The organism is Pseudomonas sp. 91RF, assembly GCF_003576265.1.
Lineage (GTDB): Bacteria > Pseudomonadota > Gammaproteobacteria > Pseudomonadales > Pseudomonadaceae > Aquipseudomonas > Aquipseudomonas kribbensis.
On the sequence record NZ_QWFC01000029.1, the window covers coordinates 287,994 to 307,589 of the forward strand.

Sequence of the window (19,596 nt, forward strand, 5' to 3'; positions counted from 1 at the left end):
AGACGCCGCCTCACCGACCGACGCTCAGGACTGATGTGATGAACGCTGTACCGAACACCAACGACGCCCAGGCTTTGATTGCCCGAACCGACTGGAGCCGCACGCCTCTGGGCGCCGCCGGCACCTGGCCGCAGAGCCTGCGGACCGCGGTGGACATCGTGATTCACTCGCCGATGCCGATGCTGTTGTTGTGGGGACCGCAGCTCACCCAGATCTATAACAACGGGTTTGCGCTGCTGGCCGGCAACAAGCATCCGCACGCTTTCGGACAGCCGGCGCACCAGATATGGCCTGAACTTCGAGACTTTACCGACCCGATTTACAGCGCCGTCCTACAAGGCCAGGTGCGAACCTACAGCGAGCGACGCTTCACCCTGCAACGGGACGGCAAGGAGTCCGACTTCTGGCTGGATCTGACTTACAGCCCGATTCGCGACGAAAGCGCGCAAGTGGCCGGCATTCTGGTCACCGCCATCGAGACCAACGAACGCCGACGAATCGCCCTGGAACTCAAGCAGCGTTCCGAAGAAAGCCTCAAGGCGCAAAAACAGACCGAGGAGCGCCTGCAACTGGCGCTGGCAGCCACCGATGCGGTCGGCACCTGGGATTGGGACATCGGCGAAGACCGCTTCATCGCCGATGCACACTTTGCCCAGTTGCACGGGGTCGATCCGGGCCTGTCCGGTCAATTGCCGATCAGCGAATACCTGCACGGCGTGCACCCGGAAGACCGCGCACTGATTGCCCGCAGCATCAAGCATTGCATCACCCATGGCACTGAATACGCCGAGGAATATCGATTGCTGCAAGCCAATGGCGAGCTGCGCTGGGTGTTCGCCCGCGGGCGCTGCTACAAGGACCATCATGGCCGGCCGATGCGTTTTCTCGGCGCGGCGCTGGATTTGACCGAACGCAAGCACACCGAGCAGGCATTGCGGCAAAGTCAGACAGAGCTGCAACTGATCATCAACGCCATGCCGATCCTGATCAGTTATGTCGACCACGAGGAACGCTTTCGCCTGAATAACGCCGCGTATCTCGACTGGTACGGCCTCACGCCTCAAGAGCTGTACGGTCGCACGATCCGCGAGGTGATCGGCGAAGAGGCCTATTTCCTGCGTGCCCCGTACATCGCCGAAGCACTCGCCGGCCGCCCCTGCTCGTTCAGCCTATACACGCCCCACCGCGACGGCAGCCAGCGACATGCGCTGATGAACTACCTGCCACGCCACGGCCCGGACGGCGCGGTGAACGGTTTCTACATCTTCGTGATCGACGAGACCGAACGCAAAAAAACCGAAGAAGCCCTGCGCAACCTCAATGAAACCCTTGAGGAACGCGTCAGCGCGCGTACCGAGCAACTGGCCCAGGCCAACCAGCGTTTGCAGAACGAGATGTTCGAACGCGAACGCGCCGAAGACGCCTTGCGCCATGCGCAGAAAATGGAAGCGGTCGGTCAGCTCACCGGTGGCATCGCCCATGACTTCAACAACATGCTGACCGGGATCATCGGCAGCCTCGACCTCATGCAGCGCTACATCGCCAGTGGCCGCGCCGACGAGATCGGGCGGTTCACCGATGCGGCCGTGTCATCAGCCAATCGCGCCGCGGCGTTGACCCACCGCTTGCTGGCGTTCTCCCGGCGCCAGTCGCTGGATCGCAAGACCCTCAACGTCAATGAACTGATCCATTCGCTGGAGGACCTGATCCGCCGCACCAAAGGCGACCCGATCGAACTGACCTTGCGCCTGGCCGACAACGTCTGGCCCGTCAGCACCGATGTCAGCCAACTGGAAAACGCCCTGCTCAACCTGGTGATCAACGCCCGCGATGCCATGCCGGACGGCGGTGAGCTGCTGATCGAAACGGCCAACGTCTACCTCGACGGCAACGACATCACCACCCTCGAACCGGTCAAGGCCGGTGATTACCTGATGCTGGCGGTCAGCGACAACGGCACCGGCATGACGCCCTCGGTGCGCTCCAAGGCCTTCGATCCGTTCTTCACCACCAAGCCGATTGGCCAGGGCACCGGGCTCGGGTTGTCGATGATTTATGGCTTTGCCCAGCAATCCGGCGGGCACGTCAGCCTCGACAGCCTGCCGGGCCAAGGCACCTGCGTACGCCTGTACTTGCCTCGCCTGCATTCTCTGGTGCCGGAACCGGTGGTGACGGAAGAAACAACGCAGACACCCGCCGTCGCGACCGGCGAAACCGTGGTGGTGGTCGAGGACGATCCGGCGGTGCGCATGCTGGTCATGGACTTGCTCAAGGAGCTGGGTTATCGCGCCCACGAGGCCGAAGACGCCAAAGGTGCTCTGCCGTTGCTGGAATCCGACCTGCGCGTCGACCTGCTGGTGACCGACGTCGGCCTGCCGGGCATGAACGGCCGGCAACTGGCGGAAATCGCCCGTCAGCATCGCCCGGGGCTCAAAGTGCTGTTCATGACCGGCTATGCGCAGAAAGCCGCCGAACGCCAGGGTTTCCTGGAAGACGGCATGGACATGGTAGCCAAGCCGTTCTCCATTGATCTTCTGGCTGGCAAGATCCGTACGATGATCAGCCAAAACCCGTGACTTGAGGCATAATCCGCGCCCCGCCGTCACCCCGCTACAGGTATTGCACGATGAAAGCCCAAGCCCGCCACATTCTGGTCAAGACTGCCGATGAGGCTGAAAAACTCAAACAACGCATCGCCAACGGTGAAGCGTTCGATGTGCTGGCGAAGAAGTTTTCGACCTGCCCGTCCGGCAAGCGCGGAGGCGATCTGGGTGAAGTGCGGCCGGGACAGATGGTCAGCGCGATTGATGCGGTGATCTTCAAGAAACCGCTGCGCACCGTGCACGGGCCGATCAAGAGCAAGTTCGGCTATCACCTGGTGCAGGTGTTTTTTCGCGACTGAGTGTTTGCCTTCAGGGCCCATCGCGAGCAGGCTCGCTCCCACAAAAGAACCGTGAACGACACACAATCACTGTGGGAGCGAGCCTGCTCGCGATCCGATTGCCCGGCAATCGGCCATTCACCGATTACTTCGGAATCAGAGCTCCGGGTACTTGAATAACCTGGCTTGCTAACAGATGTCCGGCCTGCGCCGCTACCGTCGGACTTCCCCCAAGCAAGCGACTGGCCAGATACGCCGCACTGAACGAATCCCCCGCCGCCGTGGTGTCCACCACCTTCTCGACTTTCTGTGCCGGCACTTCGAACGCTTCCCCGTCGCAACGGATCAGGCAGGCTTCGCCACCGCGCTTGAGCACCACTTCCGGCGTGCCAATCTGCGCGTACGCCTCAAACACCGCGTCACAATCTTCAAAATGGAACAGCGCCTGCTCATCGTCCACCGTCAGCAACGCCAGATCGACATGGGGCAACACGCTGCGATAGGCCGCCCGCGCCTCCTCCACCGAGGCCCACAGGCGTGGGCGGTAGTTGTTGTCGAAGACGATTCGCGCGTCACGCTGGCGGGCTTCGATCAAGGTCTCGATCAACTTTGCCCGCCCCTGCGCACCGAGCATTGCCAGCGTGATACCGCTGAAATACAGCACGTCGTAGTCCGGCAACGCCGCGAGAATCGGCGCAGCCGCCGGGGTCGTGAAACAGTCGCGCACGGCCGCCTCGTTGCGCCAATACAGAAAGCGCCGCTCCCCGGCAGCATCGGTCTGGATGCAATACAGGCCCGGCAATCGACCGGGCAAGCGCTGGACCAGATCCAGTCCGATGTTTTCATCGGCCCAACTGCGACACATCGCGTCACTGAAGCTGTCATCACCCAGCGCAGTAACGTAGTCCACCTGCGCCTTGTCGCCCATGGCGCGGGACAGATAGACAGCCGTGTTCAGCGTGTCGCCGCCGAAACTCTGTTGCAGGCTGCCGTCGGCACGCTGCTGAAGCTCGATCATGCATTCGCCGATCAGGGCGATGCGCGGGGTGTTCGGCCCCAATGGACTGAGCGTGTTCATCAGAAACAGGTTTCCATGGTTTCGATCACCGACAGCTGCTCGTCCACCAGCAGCCCCACGCGCCACTTGTCGAAGGTCAGGCACGGGTGCGAAGTGCCGAAAGAAATGATGTCGCCGACACGCAATTCCACGCCCGGCGCCACGGTCATGAACGCGTGCTGGTCCATCACTGCCGTGACCTTGCAGGCACCGACATCCTCGCCTACCGCTGGCACCACACCGGCCTTGTAACGCTGCAACGGCACCGGCATCCCGGCATCGAACGCCACGTCACGCTTGCCCAAGGCAATCACGGCAAACCCCGGCTCCGGCATCGACTGCACGTGAGCCCAGACTTCCAGCGCCGGACGCAAGCCTTCGTGCAGGTCGCTGCGACGGTCGAGCACGCAGCACTGGGCCTCTTTGTAGATGCCATGGTCGTGAGCCACGTAGCTGCCGGGACGCAACACGCTGAGGAAACGCCCGCCAGCGTTCTGCGCTTCGAACGATTCGGCGATCAAGTCGTACCAGGCCGAACCCGATGCAGTGATGATCGGTTTGGCGATGGCGAACGCGCCACTGTCCTGCAATTGCACTGCGAGGCGTACCAGCGAAGCGGCGAATTCACGGATGCCGCTGACAGCGTGATCGCCATGGATCACGCCTTCGTAACCTTCGATACCGGTCAGGGCCAGCGCCGGTTGCGCGCCGATGGCCTTGGCCAGTTCGATGACTTCCTGCTCAGTCCGGCAACCGCAACGGCCGCCGACCACGCCGTATTCGATCATCACGTTCAGTCGCACACCGCGTGACGCGAAGTAAGCGCCCAGATCGGCGACGTTGTCCGGGTGATCGACCATGCAATAGAAATCGAAGCCCGAATCGGCCGCCAGCAGGTCGGCAATCAACGCCATGTTCGGCGTGCCGACCAGTTGGTTGGCCATCAGCACCCGGCGCACGCCGTGGGCGTAAGCGGCACGGGTCTGGGTGGCACTGGCCAGGGTGATGCCCCAGGCGCCGGCGTCGAGCTGACGACGAAACAGCGCCGGGGTCATGCTGGTCTTGCCGTGGGGCGCGAGTTCGGCGCCACTGTCGCTGACAAACTTTTGCATCCAGTGGATGTTGTGCTCCAACGCTTCGCGGTGCAGCACCAGCGCCGGCAGGCTGATGTCACGCACCAGTTGCGCGCCAATGGCGGCGTCACCCTTTTCCACGGCAGCAGTGTTGTTGGCAGTCGTCATGGTCGAACTCCTCACAGTCGCGTCCGCTGGCGGGCGCAGTTATTCGTTGATACGCCGGGCGAGGCTGTTGGCGCTCTCGATCAGAACCCGGCGATAGTCGTTGTAGTTGGTCTTGGCATCGGCGCGCGGTGCGACGATGCACAGGGTGCAAATGGCCACGCCGCTCGGGTCTTTGACCGGGGCGGCAAAGCAATGGGTAAACGTGTCGGCAACACTGTCGAACGAGAAGAATCCGTCGATGCCGGCCTGACGGATTTCCTTGAGAAAAGTATCCATCGGCAGGCGTTCGCCATCCGGCAGGATGAAATCGTCCGGATCGATCAGGTCGTTGATCTGCTGGTCACTCAAATGCGCCAGCAGCAAACGTCCGGACGCGGTCCACGGAATCGGCGCGTTCTCACCGATATCGGAGGAAATGCGGAAATGCCGCTCGCCCTCCTTCATCAGCGCCACCGTGTATTTGCGCCCGTTGAGCAGGCACATCTGCGCGGTTTCCCGAGTCTGGCTGACGATCTCCTGCAAGGCGTGATCGGCCTCGCGACTGAGGTCGAAATGCCGCAAGTGCGCCTGGCCGAGGAAGTACAACTGACGACCGAGATAGACGTGACCGTCCTTGCCCACCGGCTCCAGAATCCGCCGTTCGAGCAAGGATGCCACCAGTTCGTAGACCGTGGATTTCGGGCTGCCGATGCCGTTGGCGATGTCGTTAGGGCGCAGTGGCTGGCCGATCTCCTTGAGGAAATCGAGGATATCGAACGCCCGGTCCAGACCGCGTGCCCGGCGCTTGATGGTGTCTTCGGTCATTTCAGTGGTTCCCATTCAAAGTGCCGGGAGTTTATCGCGAAAGATCGCTCCCACGCTCTGCGCGGGAGCGGCCAATGCTCAGGCCTTTTTCTTGTACGCAATGCAGTCGATTTCGACCTTGCAGTCGACCATCATGCTCGCCTGCACACAGGCCCGGGCCGGTGCGTGTTCAGGCTTGAAGTACTCGCCGAAGACTTTGTTGAAACTGCTGAAATCCCGCGGATCGTCCAGCCACACCCCGGCACGGACCACGTCTTCCAGGCCATACCCGGCCTCTTCGAGAATCGCGATCAGGTTCTTCATGGTCTGGTGAGTCTGCTCAACGATGCCACCGACAATGATCTCGCCATCCACCGCCGGCACCTGGCCGGAAACGTGCAGCCAGCCATCGGCCTCGACCGCGCGGGCGAATGGACGTGGCTGGCCGCCAGCGGCAGTGCTGCCGGTGCCGTAACGCGTAATGCTCATGGATGTGTCTCCTGATTGAAAAAGTGAAAAGTCAGAACCGCGTGCTTTTGAGAAATTCCGCCAGCCGCGGCGATTGCGGACGCTCGAACAGTTCCTTGGGTGGCCCCTGCTCTTCGATGCGCCCCTGATTCATGAAAACGATCTTGTCCGAGACCTCGAAGGCAAAGCGCATTTCGTGGGTCACCAGCAACATGGTCATGCCGTCCTCGGCCAGGCCCTTGATCACGTTCAGCACTTCACCGACCAGTTCCGGGTCGAGGGCCGAGGTAACTTCGTCGAACAGCATCAGGCTCGGGTTCATCGCAATCGCCCGGGCAATCGCCACACGTTGCTGCTGACCACCGGACAACTGGCCGGGAAAGTGATTGCGCCGCTCCAGCAGGCCGACCCGTTCCAGCCATTTCTCGGCCAGGACCACGGCTTCGTCCTTGTGCATCTTTTTCACCTTGAGCAAACCCAGGGTGACGTTCTGCAACGCGGTGAGGTGCGGAAACAGGTTGAACTGCTGGAACGCCATGCCGGTCATCGCCCGATGGCGCGCGATGACTTTTTCCGGGTGGCGCACGCGTTTGCCGCTGACCTCGTCATAACCGATGGATTCGCCGTCGAGCAGGATCTGCCCGCCCTGGAATTCCTCCAGCATGTTCACGCAACGCAACAGCGTGGTCTTGCCCGAGCCGCTGGAGCCGATCAGCGTCACCACGTTGCCGCGCTGCATGCTCAGGTCGACACCCTTGAGCACTTCGACCGCGCCGTACTGTTTGTGCAGGCCACGGATGTCCAGCAGGGGCTGGCCGTTCTGGACGTTGGAAACTTGAGCTTGAGTCATGGCAGGGCCACCCGCTTTTCAATGTGCCGGCCGAGTAATTCGATGCCGTAGTTGATGACGAAGAACAGAAAACCGGCGAACAGATAAAACTCCAGGGTCATGAACGTCCGGGCGATGATCTGCTGGGTACTGAGCAACAGCTCGGCCACGCCGATCACCGACAACAAGGTCGAAGCCTTGACGATTTCCGTGGACGAGTTGACCCAGGTCGGCAGGATCTGCCGCAGCGCCTGAGGCAACAGCACATAACCGAGGGACTGATAGAACGTCAGGCCGATGGCCTTGCTGGCTTCCATCTGTCCCCGTGGCAAGGCTTGCAACGCACCGCGCACGATTTCGGCCACGTGGGAGCCGCAAAACAGCGTCAGACCCAGGGCACCGGCCTGAAACGCGCTGATCTGCCAGCCGAGCGCCGGCGCCATGTAGAAGCAGGCCAGCACCAGCACGAACACCGGGGTGCCGCGAATCAGGTCGACATAAAAGCGGAACGGCGCGCGCATCCAGAACTTGCCGTAGGTCAGAATCAGCCCGGCAAACACGCCGATGACCGTGCCGAACAGAATCGCCAGCGCCGACACTTGCACACTGGTCAGAAAGCCTTGCCACAAGGCTTCGCGGGCAATCCACAACTCATGCAACCAACTGGGGGATTCGTACATCGCAGCCTCCTATCGGCGGATCGCCAGACGCTGCTCCAGGTAACGCAGCAGCATGGCAATGAGGTAACAGGCCGCGACATACAACGCCGTGGTCACCAGCCAGGTTTCGATCACCCGGTAGCTCTCGACGTTGATCTTGCGCGCGTAATAGGTCAGCTCCGGCACCGCGATCGCGGCGGCCAGCGAGGTGTCCTTGAACAGTGAAATGAAGTTGTTCGACAGCGCCGGCAGCACGTTGCGCAACATCACCGGCACGGTGACGTAGGCCTTCACCTGCCACTCGCCCAGACCGATGGCGAGCCCAGCTTCGCGCTGGCCCTTGGGGATGCTCAACAAACCACCCCGGAACACTTCGGTCAGGTATGCCCCGGCATACAGCGACAGGGTGATGATGAACGACGGGATCTTGTCCAGCCGGATCCCCATGCTCGGCAACGCAAAGTAGATCAACAGAATCAACACCAGGATCGGCGTGTTACGGATCACCGTCACATACACCGATGCCAGCACCCGCAAGGCGCGATGCTTCGACAGCAAGGCAAACGCCATCAGCAGGCCGATCACGCAGCCGATGGCGATCGACACCAGCGCCAGTTCGAGGCCCAGACCGAGCCCCGCCAGCAAGGTGTCGAAATCGCGCCACACGGCGGCAAAGTTCAACTGATAGTTCATGGTTGGCAGTACCTTGAACGGGGCGCGTCAGGGCGCCCCACTCTCACGGGATCATTTGAATTCGACAGGGAAACCGATGGCGGGCGATGGCAGATCCACGCCGAACCATTGCTTGAACGATGCGGCGTAAGTCGGGAACTCAACGCCGGTCATGGCTTCATGCAGGGTGGTGTTGACGAAATTCAGCCAGTCCTGATCGCCACGTTTGACGGCGCAGGCGTAGGTCTGGGGGCTCCAGGCGTAGGTCGGGCTGCGGTAGCGGCCGGGATTCTGCACCATCAGGTATTTGACCGAAGACTGGTCGGTGGCGGCGGCATCGGCACGGCCCGAGTTCACGGCCTGATACATCAGGTCGACGCTGTCGTACTGATCGACCTTGGCCTTGGGCAGTGCCTGGTGCACCAACTCCTCGGCGTACACGTTCTGCAGCACCGCCACGGTCACGCTGTCGCCGGCGGCCTGCAGGTCTTCGATTTCCTTGTACTTGCTGTTGTTCGGCAGCAGCAGGCCGACGCCTTCGCGGTAGTACGGCAGGGTGAACGCCACTTGCTGCGCGCGGCTGGCGGTGACGGTAATGAACTGGCAGCTCATGTCGACCTTGTCGGTCAGCAGATTGGGAATCCGCGCATCGGACGACTGCACCACGAATTCGACCTTGTTCGGGTCATTGAACAGACCTTTGGCCACCATCCTGGCGATGTCGATATCAAAGCCCTGCAACTTGCCGTCCGCGCCCTGGAAGTGCCACGGCGCATTGGTGCTGCCGGTGCCCACGATCAGTTTTCCACGGGCCAGGACGCTGTCGAGCTTGCTGTCGGCCGCCTGGGCCATACCCATGACAGCGGACGAAGCCGCGAGAACAAAAACACACGCTTTGAACAAGGATGGTCGGCGATGCATGGCAAGCACTCCAGAGGATTGTTTATTCCGCTATACCGGAACACGGTTTGTTACTACGGAATAGACAGCAGAAAGTGTGCCACGGGATTCGAGGGGAATCAGCAATGGATTTAAATTTGTTTTGAATCAAAGAGATAAAAAGAAGGGTGAAGCCAGTGTTACGCGAGGTGTCATTACACCGCGCTACCGTTAGCTACACACGACGAGTATTCGGGCCACATATCGGTGCGCGGTGCACAAAAAAAATGTGCTCGGCACCTGTCAACTCTGACAGTTGCGACAGCGACCGCTGCCCCTTTAACGTCGTGACGTCTTGTGCATCGAATAAAGGAGGCTCCAATGACGAGGCCGACTCGATATTCAGCGTTGCCCCCGACGTACCGGAAGGTCTTGAAAGCCAGACGCCTCGTCGTCCTGTACTTCTTCAACGAGCATTGCGGTGCCTGTGTGTTCTCCGGCCCCGTTTTTCTCGAAGTCGCCAAGCCCTTCCGGCCCTGGATGGATATCTTCATGCTCGATACCGCGCAGTCGTGTCGACATCCGGATGTCACGGGTACACCAACAGTGTTGTTCTACAAGGAAGGTGTACTGGTCAAAAAACTGAAAGGCATCGGTACGGATGAATCCCTGCTGCAAGACTTCTCCCAATTCCTCGGCAAAACCCGATATCCCGCCACGCCACGCAAATCAGCCCATGACCTGAGCTGGCTTCGTCACACCCTGCGTACCCTCTGCACCATCCCCCGAGCAAAACGATGGAACTTTTCCTGAAAGTGCCACCTAAGAGCCATCAGGTAATGGCACTTTCGTTCCAATTGATCTGTAACAACTAGCCTCGAGGCCGGATTGGACAAGCTCCCATCCGGCTGCTTTTCTTTATTTCTCAGAAAGAGATAGGTGCTGCCGGCTTTCGAGTGGTAGCTCTGCACGTCCCAGGAGGGGTTCATGTCCTTTAACGTCATGATGGTTTTCGGTACTCGTCCGGGGGTTGTTGAAAAAGCCCCGTTGGCCCGGGTTCTGCGTCAATGGCCCGCTGTCCGGTTCAACACCTGTCACCCCGTTCTCCACGCCCGGTCGAGCGCACGCTCGGCGGCGGGTAACGGCGTATGAGTCTGGGTTGGGTCGACTTCTTTGCGTATGTACTGTTTGGTCTGAAGTATGTGGCGATCATCCTCGCCCTGCTGATGTTCATCCTCGGCCTCGATGACCTGTTCATCGATCTGGTGTACTGGAGCCGCAAGTTCATCCGGCGCTGGCGGATCTACGAAAAATTCAAGCGTGCCGACGAGGAACGCCTGTACTCGATTCCCGAGAAGCCGCTGGCGATCATGGTGCCGGCGTGGAACGAAGTCGGCGTGGTCGGCGAGATGGCACGCCTTGCCGCCTCGACCATCGACTATGAGAACTATCAGATTTTCGTCGGCACCTACCCCAACGACGCCGAGACCCAGGCCGATGTCGACGCGGTCTGCCAGCACTACCCCAACGTACACAAAGTGGTGTGCGCCCGACCGGGCCCGACCAGCAAGGCCGACTGCCTGAACAACATCATCGACGCGATCCTGCGCTTCGAGAGCGAGGCGAAAATCCAGTTCGCCGGGTTCATCCTGCACGACGCCGAAGACGTGATTTCGCCCATGGAGTTGCGCCTCTACAACTACCTGCTGCCGAACAAGGATCTGATCCAGATCCCGGTCTATCCCTACGCACCGGAATGGAAAGGTTTCACCGCCGGGCACTACGTCGATGAATTTGCCGAGAACCACGGCAAGGACGTCATCGTCCGCGAAGCCCTCACCGGCCAGGTGCCCAGTGCCGGGGTCGGCACCTGTTTCAGCCGTAAAGCCATCAGTGCCCTGCTGGAAGACGGCGACGGTATTGCCTTCGATGTGCAGAGTCTCACCGAAGACTACGACATCGGTTTCCGTCTGAAACAGAAAGGCATGAAATGCATCTTCGCCCGCTACTCGGTCAGCGATCCGAAACTGGCGCTGGAACAACCCTGGGTGTTCGGGATGAACCGCGAGTTCTCCCAGGTAATCTGCGTACGTGAACATTTCCCGCGGGACCTGCAACATGCGATTCGGCAGAAATCACGGTGGATCGTCGGCATCGTGTTCCAGGGCACCAAAAACCTCGGCTGGAGCCGCAAGGGTCTGCTCAATTACTTCCTGTGGCGTGACCGTCGCGGATTGATCGCTTATTTGCTGAGCTTTCTGGTCAACCTGCTGTTCCTGGTGCTGCTGGCGATGTGGGTGGTCACGGTGATTTCCCCCGAGTCATGGCGCTATCCATCGATCCTCGCCGACAGCTCGTTGCTCTCGGTGCTGCTGTGGCTCAACGGGCTGATGCTGTTCAACCGCCTGTTCCAGCGTGGCTGGTTCGTCACACGCTACTACGGGCTGGTCGAAGGGCTGTTGTCGGCGCCGCGCATGATGTGGAGCAACTTCGTCAACTTCTTCGCCAACCTGCGCGCCCTGCGGCAGGTGATGGAGATGGGCGACTCGCGGCGCGTAGCCTGGGACAAGACCACCCACGAATTCCCGGCACTGACCAAGGCACAACGCACCCCGCTCGGCCATCGGCTGGTGGAAAAAGGCTTGCTGACCGAAGAGCAACTGGAAGCGGCGATCACCAGTCCCGTACGCCGGCGCCTGGGGCGCGAATTGCTGCTGCGCGAATACATCGACAGTACGCAGCTTGTGCAAACCCTTGCCGAACAGCTTGATCTGGAATGGGCTCCGCTCAACCCGTTCAAGCTCGACAAGCGCCTGATCGATGCCGTGCCACGCCGGGTCGCATCGCACTACGGCGTGCTGCCGGTGGCCGAAGACGGCGACACCCTGATTCTGGCCTCCGAAGGCCCGGTCAGCCAGGTCTCGCTCGGCGCCATCAGCCGTCAATTGAAACGCCCGGTGCGTAGCCGTCTGGCACCCCAGGGCCGCGTCACATTGGGGATTCGCTACTGGTACGCCAGTCCCCGCCAGAATGAGGAAGTGCGTCATATGCTCGAAGTGCTTGAGCGCCATCAGGACGATGAAGCCTTGCTGGAGCGGGTCAGCCGCCATCAGGTGCTGCTGGGCAATCTGTTGCAGGTACGCGGTATGGTGCCGCCGACTCTTTTCAATCAGGCGCTGATCGACTTTGATGCCGAACAGATGTCGCTCGGCGAACACCTGATTTCCCGGGGCATGATCACTCAGGAAGTCCTTGAACAGGCCCTGGCCGATCAGGCCAGTGAACAACAAGCCGCCTACCGCATTGTCCGGGAGGTCGCATGAAGCCTGTGCATCGTCACACCCTGTTGATGGGCAGCCTGCTGCTGGGCCTGAGCACTGCGTATCCGCTACAGGCTGCGCCGCTGAGCGATTTCGAACAGTTCCGCAGCTATCCCTACATGGACCGCAGTTACCGCGAAGCGAAAAAAGGCAACTGGAAGGAAGTCGAGCGTCTGATGCGCCACTTGCTGGAAAAGGTCCCGAAAAACGACGAAGCCCGGACACTGCTGGTTGAGTCGCTGGCCAAACAACGCCGTTACAAAGACGCGATGCAAGCATTGCCGGCCAACAGCGACGCCCTTCTCGATCTGCGCCTGACCTGGATCGAACAGGATCCCCCCACAAGTACTCAGGTTGAAAGCTGGATGGCCACCAGCAGCCTGAATGACCGCGTACGCCTGTGGCAGGCTTATAGCCTGAGCCTGGCCAAGTTCGGCGGCGCAGCCAAGGCCCACGACTGGCTGGCGCAACTGTCGCCCAAGGGCGATGACAATATCCTGCGTCTGGCGCGGGCCAACTGGTCGGAGCAACTGCGCGACTGGAGCGGCACCATCGACCAGCTCGCACCGCTCGCCGCCCGTAAACAGCTGGATGCCGAAGGCTGGCAACGTCTGGCCAATGCTTACGTGCAGCGCCTCGACGAGAAACCGCTGCAACAACTGCTGCAGCAGGCGCCAAGTCCAGAGGCCGCACGCAAAGTCCGCCTGGCAATGGTCGACCGCGCCATCGCCATGGGTCACGAACAACAGGCACAACGCTGGATTCAGTCGTTGCCGGACTCCGATCTGGCCGATCCCGCACAACGCCAGCGCCTGTGGGAACTGGCGCGCAAGACCGAAGACGTGCCGACCGTGCAGCGTTTGAGCAACGATCTGCAACGCCCTTGCCTGGAGACCGCCGAATGGTTGTCGCGCCAGGATCCGGAAGCAGCGCTCAAGCAATTTCGCGGCTGCACGCCTGACGACGACCCGCAAACCTGGCTGATACTCGCCCAGCGCCTGCAAGCCACCGACCTGTTGCAAACCACCCGACTGCCGCAGCCGTGGGACAGTCGCCGTCAGGAGCAAATCTTGAACGTCTGGCAGGATCAGGGGCGCAGCGACAAGGTTGATGCGTGGCTGGCCGGCCAGACCCAAACGCCTGAAATCGTCAAACGTCGGGCAGAACTTTCGCAACGCATGGGCCGCATGACCGAAGCGCAGACCTTGTGGGAGCTACACTACCGGCAGACCGGCAATCCGGCCTCGCTGAATCAGGCCACTTATCTGGCAGTCAACAACGGTGATCGCGACCACGCGCAGCAATTGCTGGAAACCGCTTTCGACCGGCATCAAGGACGCTTGCCGGCCACTGCACTCCAACGTCTGGCCGGGCTTTATGCAGCTTCGAAAACCACAACACCGGAACAACAACGGCGAATGGCTTCGTTGCTCACCCACGTGGATGGCGCCACCCGTGGCCAGTTACTCGCGCAGCTCGCAGAAAACGGCCAGTGCGATGCCGTTCAGCAAGCCATCGGCAACCACCCGCAGGTCGCCGGCGATTATCGCGCTCTGGGTCGTTGTGCGATGCCGGACCGGCCAGGTGAGGCTGTCGTGTATTACCAGCAAGCGGAAAAACTCGGTGACCACAGCGGCCGGCTGCCGCTGGCCTACGCTCTCGAAGCCGCTGGCGATTCCGCTGCTGCGCTGGCCATCTGGCGCAGCATTCCCGCAACAGAACTGAGCGACAACGCCCGCCTCACCGCCAGCCGAAGCGCGCTGAATGCCGGTGATAGCCAGGCCGCTGAAGGTTACTGGCAGCAAAGTACGACGCGTGGCGCCAATGAATGGGCCCTCGGTGCGGCCATCGCCGACGCCCGTGGCGATCATGTCCAGGCACTCGAACGACAGCGTAAAGCCTTGCAACAAGCACCGGACGCCGGGCACTTCTACGCAGCGTCGGTCACCGCACAAAAGGCGGGGGACTTGCCGCAAAGCACCGCATGGCTGGCCGAGGCCGTACGCCGCAACCCGAACAATCCGCGTTACCGCGCCGACTACGGCATGCGTCTGGCCGGCGCCGAAACCCGCGAGGAACGCGCCACCGCAATCCCCTATCTGCAACAGGCCACCCGTGACTTTCCCGAAGATTACCGACTCGGTGAAACCCTGGCCTGGCGTTATGACGAAGTTGAAGACAGCACCTCGGCCCGCAAGGAACTGCGCCGGGTAATCGATATGGAACAGAACCCGGTGGCCGCCGACGACGAGGATGGCAGCATGGAAGCGCGCCGCTACCGTCAGCGCCGTGCCCATGAAACCCTTTCCCGCCGTGACAGCCGGACGATTGCCAGTACCTGGTCACCGGCCGGGGTTTCCACCAATGACTTCGTGCGCCCGGACGAGAGCAAAGGTTCGCGCCGCCACGCCGATTCGCAAAACGTGCAGTTGGCGATGTGGGATCACGCCCTCGGCGATGAACCGAGCCGCGCCGGCAGTACGCTCTCTGTGTATGGCCGGGTCCTGCTCGGTGGCCAGGGGCGCTCCAGTTACGCCGAATCCCTCGCCGCAGGTGTCGGCCTGCGCTACAAGCCGTGGGGCACGCAGAACATCAACTTCTACGGCGAAATCTACAAACAGAGCCAGTTCAACGATGACGACAATCACAGCCTGAGCCTGGGCCAGATGCTGGTGCCGGAAAAACTGCTGGATCAGATCAATGATCATCGCCAGGACGGTCACACCAGCACCGACTACCTTCTGCGCGCCACCGCTTCGTTCCTCGATCAGGGCAAGTACCGCAACGACTGGCGCGTCGACGAAAACGACTGGGACGAGCGCTTTCTCTATCTCGATGCCGCGTGGTGGACAAAGGCGGGCGATCACCAGTGGCTGTCGCGGTTCCAGCAGGGGCACGCCTGGAAGCTGCCGAACAGCGGCGCCCAGACGATCATGCCTTACGGCTTCCTCGAATTTGCAAGCCAGGATCCAAGCAACGACTGGCGTCAGGATCTGCGCACCGGTGTCGGTCTGCGTTGGCAATGGTGGTACGACGAGGATCACTACAACGCCTATCGCTCGAAACTGACGGTACGCACCGAATATCAACAGTCGCTGGGCGGCAATCTGTATGAAGGCGGCAACGGTGTGCTGCTGGGCGTGGAGTGGAATTTCTGATGGCTCGATGGATGTTGTTTTTCTGCCTGCTGTTGGGCGCCACGCTTGCACGGGCCGATGAGCGGGTGTTCTATCAGCCGCTGAATGTCGACGCCGGCCTGACCCAGGCGCAGTGGCAGAAGGTCTGGCAGGACACGGCCCGGCAAGGCACGCGAACCGTGATTGTGCAATGGACTTCGTACGGTGACTCGGACTTTGGCGGCGCCAATGGCTGGCTCGCCAACAGCCTGAAACTCGCCCGACAACAAGGCCTGCAACTGGTGCTCGGGCTGTCGATGGACCCGGCGTATTACAAGCGTATCGATGAACTGGACAGCGCCGGCCTCGGCGCCTACTGGCAGGCGCAACTGGGACAATCGCTGGCGCAGCAACAGAAGCTGAGCCAAGAGTGGAAGCTGCCGGTCAGCGGCTGGTATCTGCCGCTGGAGCTGGATGATTTGCACTTTCTGGCAGCCGACCGTCGGGCAACGCTCCAGCGTCAGTTGAAGGATTTCGCAGCAAAACTGGACGCACCGCTGCATGTCAGCGCCTTCAGTGCCGGCAAGCTTGGCCCGACAGTCAACGCCCAATGGCTGGGGGATCTGACGGCGGCCGGCGCGCAGGTCTGGTGGCAGGACGGCGCCGGCACCGGGCGCCTGTCGCCGCTGGTGCGCAACGGCTATGCCAGCGCACTGCCCTGCTCCGTCGGCGTCGTGCGTGAAGCGTTCCGTCAGGTCAGCCGTGAAGGCGAGCCTTTCCGCGCCGAGCCGGCAACCCCGGATGCCACTTCCACCGGCTGTCATCAAAGTGCAGTGTTTTCCCTGCGATACCGGCCGTGGGGACAGGTGATTCTCGACAACCAGCGCAAGCATCCGGGCAGCAATGTACAAAACCATTGAAGACGAAGTCCTGAAGCGAACCGCACCCGCCGAGCTGTGGGACGAGTTCATCCAGCATGAGTTCGAACGGCTGCATTCGTTCTGCCTGCTGATCTATCTGGCCAGCATGGGTATCTGGCTGGCCTTCGACCTGATTGTCAGTTTTCTCGGCGATCAGGGCTTCACCTGGCGCTCGATGGTGTTCATCGCAGCGTTCGCCGTGCTCGCCGTGGTGTTGATGTTCACGCGCAAGGCCCGTCATTTCGACTGGCTGAACCTGACCTTCGTATTCCTCATCACCCTGGGCATACGGCTGGTGATCGACGGCCTGCCGCCGACCTTTCATGGCATCTGGCTGGTGCTCGCTGCCGCCACCACGCTTTACAGCGCCTCCGTTCTGCCACTCAGTCGCTGGTCGTTCTTCGGCGCGCAAGTCGTCACCTGGCTGATACTCAACCCCTTCATGGGGACCGGTATCGGCCTGCTGGAACTCAAAGGCGTCATGACCATCGCCTACAGCGTGTTTCTCTGTGCTTTGACGATCTATACGTTTTTGAAACTGCGCGAGACCAAGCTCTACAACTACATCATGTCCAAGCTGTTGCTGGATCAGGCCTACAACGACACGCTGACTGAAATCCCCAACCGCCGCTCGTTCATGACCCGAGCCGAAAAGAGCCTGCAAGCGTTGCCCCGCGAGCACGACCATTACCTGGCGATGATCGACATCGACAACTTCAAGAAAGTGAATGATGTGTACGGACACGACATCGGCGATGAAGTGCTCAAGCGGATCGCGGCCGACATCAAAGCGGTAATGGCACCGTTCGAGTACGCGCGACTGGGTGGCGAGGAGTTTGCGATTTATCTGGCGGGCGTTCGCCGCGAGGACGTCGAGGCCTTGGCCGGTGAGTTATGCCGGGTGGTGCGTGAGCAAACTACCCGGCATCCGGTGACCATCAGCATCGGTGTGGCCCGGGTCGAAGATGGCGATACCCTCAACCAGGCCCTGATCAAGGCCGATGAAGCGTTGTATGAGTCAAAGCACACCGGGAAAGACCGGTATACCTTTCATCAGTGAGGCCGTCAGGCCTCACGCTTGAGCAACACTCGCGTTACCCGTCGCTCCTCGACCGCCATCACGGTCATGCCCCAGCCGGCATGCTCCAGGCGATCGCCCTTCATCGGCAAGCGATCCAGCAAGCTCATGACCAGTCCGGCGAGGGTCTGGTAATCCTCGGTCGGCTCCGCCACGAAACCGGTGCGCTGGCGGATCTGCGTCAGATTCAATGCACCATTCACCACAAACCCGCCCTGCTCCTCGACCACGTCCGGGCCAGCGATTTCACTGGCGTCCGGCAACTCACCGGCGATCGATTCGAGAATGTCGGTCATGGTCAACACGCCGACAAAATCACCGAACTCGTTTACAACAAAAGCGATGTGGGTCGACGCCGCTCGCATCTGCTCCAGTGCGTTGAGGATCGAGTAGCTGTCGAGCAGGTTCAGCGTCTTGCGCGCCAGGTGTTCAAGGTTCGGCTCGTTACCGGCCAGATACTCCTTGAGCAGCTCCTTCTTGTGAACGAAGCCCAACGGTTCATCCACCGCACCGTTGCGAATCAGCGGCAGACGCGAATAGGAGGAGTGCATCAGTCGCGTACGAATCGCCGCTGCGTCGTCCGCCAGGTCAATGTGATCGACATCCGCGCGCACGGTCATCAGCGTGCGGATCGGACGCTCGGCCAGTTGCAGCACACCGCTGATCATCACCCGTTCGCGGCGGTCGAACAGCTCCGCACTGGGTGCTTCGCCATCGTCCAGCAAGTCAGAGATCTCCTCGCCCACCTCTTCCACCGCCAGTTTACGGCCTCCCAGCAAACGCATCACCGCGTGGGCTGTGCGCTCACGCATCGGACGCAAGCCCTGCATCGAGCGCTTGCGACGGGCCCGGGCGATCTGGTTGAACACTTCGATCAGGATCGAGAAACCAATGGCCGCGTATAGATAACCTTTCGGGATGTGGAAGCCCAGGCCTTCGGCGGTCAGGGCAAAACCGATCATCATCAGGAAGCCCAGACACAACATGATCACCGTCGGGTGCGCGTTGACGAAACGGGTCAGCGGCTTGCTGGCTACGATCATGACGCCAATGGAAACGACCACCGCGATCATCATCACCGCAAGTTCATCGACCATGCCCACGGCAGTAATCACCGCATCGAGGGAGAACACGGCATCGAGCACAACGATCTGCGCCACGATCGGCCAGAACAATGCATAAGCGGTGTTGGTCGAGCGTTCGCCGACGTGGCCCTCAAGCCGTTCGTGCAATTCCATGGTGGCCTTGAACAACAGGAACACACCACCGAACAACATGATCAGGTCACGGCCGGAGAAGCTCTTGCCGAACACCTCGAACAGCGGTGCCGTGAGGGTGACCAGCCAGGAAATACTCGCCAACAGGCCAAGACGCATGATCAGCGCCAGGCTCAAGCCGATGATTCGTGCGCGGTCGCGCTGATGCGGCGGCAGTTTGTCCGCCAGGATCGCGATGAACACCAGGTTGTCGATACCCAGTACCAGTTCCAGCACGATCAGTGTCAACAAGCCCAGCCATGCCGTGGGATCCGCTAACCATTCCATATTCTGTCTCTATCTCTCTTCAGTGATTTCAGGCTGCCGGGCACGGCAAAGTGCGGCGCGAAAGCTCGAAGGCTGCGCCATCAACGATAGTCGGGAGTCGGAAAACCGGATGCTGCGAGTGCGTCAAGACCGCGCCATGGCGCGAGGGG

The 19,596-nt window shown here is 60.9% G+C and carries 16 protein-coding genes; 7 read left to right on the forward strand and 9 right to left on the reverse strand.

Going from position 1 to position 19,596, the window contains the following annotated elements:
- Positions 1-38 precede the first annotated feature (38 nt).
- Positions 39-2,576, forward strand: coding sequence for a PAS domain-containing sensor histidine kinase (locus tag DXT77_RS15980; RefSeq protein WP_119428353.1), 2,538 nt, complete (start codon positions 39-41; stop codon positions 2,574-2,576).
- Between the two features lie 50 nt (positions 2,577-2,626).
- Positions 2,627-2,902, forward strand: a complete 276-nt coding sequence (locus DXT77_RS15985) for a peptidylprolyl isomerase (RefSeq protein ID WP_119428354.1) — start codon at positions 2,627-2,629, stop codon at positions 2,900-2,902.
- A 124-nt stretch (positions 2,903-3,026) separates the two neighbouring features.
- Here DXT77_RS15985 and DXT77_RS15990 read toward each other — a convergent pair whose 3' ends face one another.
- The 8 genes from DXT77_RS15990 to DXT77_RS16025 form a co-directional block, all read right to left on the reverse strand.
- A complete protein-coding gene (locus DXT77_RS15990; protein ID WP_119428355.1) occupies positions 3,027-3,959 on the reverse strand; it encodes a sugar kinase in 933 nt (310 codons plus the stop codon).
- Positions 3,959-5,179, reverse strand: a complete 1,221-nt coding sequence (locus DXT77_RS15995; RefSeq protein WP_119428356.1) for an amino acid deaminase — start codon at positions 5,177-5,179, stop codon at positions 3,959-3,961. Before DXT77_RS15995 ends, DXT77_RS15990 begins: the two co-directional genes overlap by 1 nt.
- Before the next feature lie 39 nt (positions 5,180-5,218).
- Positions 5,219-5,983, reverse strand: coding sequence for an IclR family transcriptional regulator (locus DXT77_RS16000; protein ID WP_119428357.1), 765 nt, complete (start codon positions 5,981-5,983; stop codon positions 5,219-5,221).
- Positions 5,984-6,061: 78 nt separating this feature from the next.
- Complete coding sequence (locus tag DXT77_RS16005) at positions 6,062-6,451, reverse strand: RidA family protein (RefSeq protein WP_007912330.1); 390 nt, start codon at positions 6,449-6,451, stop codon at positions 6,062-6,064.
- Between the two features lie 31 nt (positions 6,452-6,482).
- Positions 6,483-7,280 carry an amino acid ABC transporter ATP-binding protein gene (locus DXT77_RS16010; RefSeq protein WP_085730768.1) on the reverse strand — a complete coding sequence of 266 codons (798 nt, stop codon included), beginning with the start codon at positions 7,278-7,280 and terminating at the stop codon, positions 6,483-6,485.
- Entirely contained in the window at positions 7,277-7,939 is a 663-nt protein-coding gene (locus DXT77_RS16015; protein ID WP_114883423.1) for an amino acid ABC transporter permease, read from the reverse strand. The genes DXT77_RS16010 and DXT77_RS16015 overlap by 4 nt, the downstream gene beginning before the upstream one ends.
- Before the next feature lie 9 nt (positions 7,940-7,948).
- Positions 7,949-8,611, reverse strand: a complete 663-nt coding sequence (locus tag DXT77_RS16020) for an amino acid ABC transporter permease (RefSeq protein WP_119428358.1) — start codon at positions 8,609-8,611, stop codon at positions 7,949-7,951.
- Positions 8,612-8,662: 51 nt separating this feature from the next.
- On the reverse strand, positions 8,663-9,511 hold the full coding sequence (locus tag DXT77_RS16025; protein ID WP_085710070.1) for a transporter substrate-binding domain-containing protein: 849 nt from the start codon (positions 9,509-9,511) through the stop codon (positions 8,663-8,665).
- 339 nt (positions 9,512-9,850) lie between these two features.
- Here DXT77_RS16025 and DXT77_RS16030 point away from each other — a divergent pair, with 339 nt between their 5' ends.
- From DXT77_RS16030 to DXT77_RS16050, 5 genes are all read left to right on the forward strand, one after another.
- Positions 9,851-10,282, forward strand: a complete 432-nt coding sequence (locus DXT77_RS16030; protein WP_119428359.1) for a co-chaperone YbbN — start codon at positions 9,851-9,853, stop codon at positions 10,280-10,282.
- A gap of 335 nt (positions 10,283-10,617) precedes the next feature.
- A complete protein-coding gene (gene nrfB, locus DXT77_RS16035) occupies positions 10,618-12,792 on the forward strand; it encodes a cyclic di-3',5'-guanylate-activated glycosyltransferase NrfB (protein ID WP_119428360.1) in 2,175 nt (724 codons plus the stop codon).
- Complete coding sequence (locus DXT77_RS16040; protein WP_119428361.1) at positions 12,789-15,947, forward strand: phage receptor; 3,159 nt, start codon at positions 12,789-12,791, stop codon at positions 15,945-15,947. The genes nrfB and DXT77_RS16040 overlap by 4 nt, the downstream gene beginning before the upstream one ends.
- Positions 15,947-16,825 (forward strand): DUF4434 family protein, encoded by an 879-nt coding sequence (locus tag DXT77_RS16045; RefSeq protein ID WP_119428362.1) that lies wholly within the window; start codon positions 15,947-15,949, stop codon positions 16,823-16,825. The genes DXT77_RS16040 and DXT77_RS16045 overlap by 1 nt, the downstream gene beginning before the upstream one ends.
- Positions 16,809-17,885, forward strand: a complete 1,077-nt coding sequence (locus DXT77_RS16050; protein ID WP_119428363.1) for a diguanylate cyclase — start codon at positions 16,809-16,811, stop codon at positions 17,883-17,885. The genes DXT77_RS16045 and DXT77_RS16050 overlap by 17 nt, the downstream gene beginning before the upstream one ends.
- A 5-nt stretch (positions 17,886-17,890) precedes the next feature.
- On the opposite strand, the gene DXT77_RS16055 is transcribed toward DXT77_RS16050, so the two are convergent.
- Positions 17,891-19,447 carry a TerC family protein gene (locus tag DXT77_RS16055; protein ID WP_119428364.1) on the reverse strand — a complete coding sequence of 519 codons (1,557 nt, stop codon included), beginning with the start codon at positions 19,445-19,447 and terminating at the stop codon, positions 17,891-17,893.
- Between the last annotated feature and the right edge of the window lie 149 nt (positions 19,448-19,596).

Coding starts and splice junctions, on each gene's coding strand:
- DXT77_RS16025 (WP_085710070.1), bottom strand. CDS start 9,511: ATGCATCGCCGACCATCCTTGTTCAAAGCGTGTGTTTTTGTTCTCGCG.
- DXT77_RS16020 (WP_119428358.1), bottom strand. CDS start 8,611: ATGAACTATCAGTTGAACTTTGCCGCCGTGTGGCGCGATTTCGACACC.
- nrfB (WP_119428360.1), top strand. CDS start 10,618: ATGAGTCTGGGTTGGGTCGACTTCTTTGCGTATGTACTGTTTGGTCTG.
- DXT77_RS16010 (WP_085730768.1), bottom strand. CDS start 7,280: ATGACTCAAGCTCAAGTTTCCAACGTCCAGAACGGCCAGCCCCTGCTG.
- DXT77_RS16055 (WP_119428364.1), bottom strand. CDS start 19,447: ATGGAATGGTTAGCGGATCCCACGGCATGGCTGGGCTTGTTGACACTG.
- DXT77_RS16045 (WP_119428362.1), top strand. CDS start 15,947: ATGGCTCGATGGATGTTGTTTTTCTGCCTGCTGTTGGGCGCCACGCTT.
- DXT77_RS16000 (WP_119428357.1), bottom strand. CDS start 5,983: ATGACCGAAGACACCATCAAGCGCCGGGCACGCGGTCTGGACCGGGCG.
- DXT77_RS16040 (WP_119428361.1), top strand. CDS start 12,789: ATGAAGCCTGTGCATCGTCACACCCTGTTGATGGGCAGCCTGCTGCTG.
- DXT77_RS15980 (WP_119428353.1), top strand. CDS start 39: ATGAACGCTGTACCGAACACCAACGACGCCCAGGCTTTGATTGCCCGA.
- DXT77_RS16050 (WP_119428363.1), top strand. CDS start 16,809: ATGTACAAAACCATTGAAGACGAAGTCCTGAAGCGAACCGCACCCGCC.
- DXT77_RS15985 (WP_119428354.1), top strand. CDS start 2,627: ATGAAAGCCCAAGCCCGCCACATTCTGGTCAAGACTGCCGATGAGGCT.
- DXT77_RS16015 (WP_114883423.1), bottom strand. CDS start 7,939: ATGTACGAATCCCCCAGTTGGTTGCATGAGTTGTGGATTGCCCGCGAA.
- DXT77_RS16005 (WP_007912330.1), bottom strand. CDS start 6,451: ATGAGCATTACGCGTTACGGCACCGGCAGCACTGCCGCTGGCGGCCAG.
- DXT77_RS15995 (WP_119428356.1), bottom strand. CDS start 5,179: ATGACGACTGCCAACAACACTGCTGCCGTGGAAAAGGGTGACGCCGCC.
- DXT77_RS15990 (WP_119428355.1), bottom strand. CDS start 3,959: ATGAACACGCTCAGTCCATTGGGGCCGAACACCCCGCGCATCGCCCTG.
- DXT77_RS16030 (WP_119428359.1), top strand. CDS start 9,851: ATGACGAGGCCGACTCGATATTCAGCGTTGCCCCCGACGTACCGGAAG.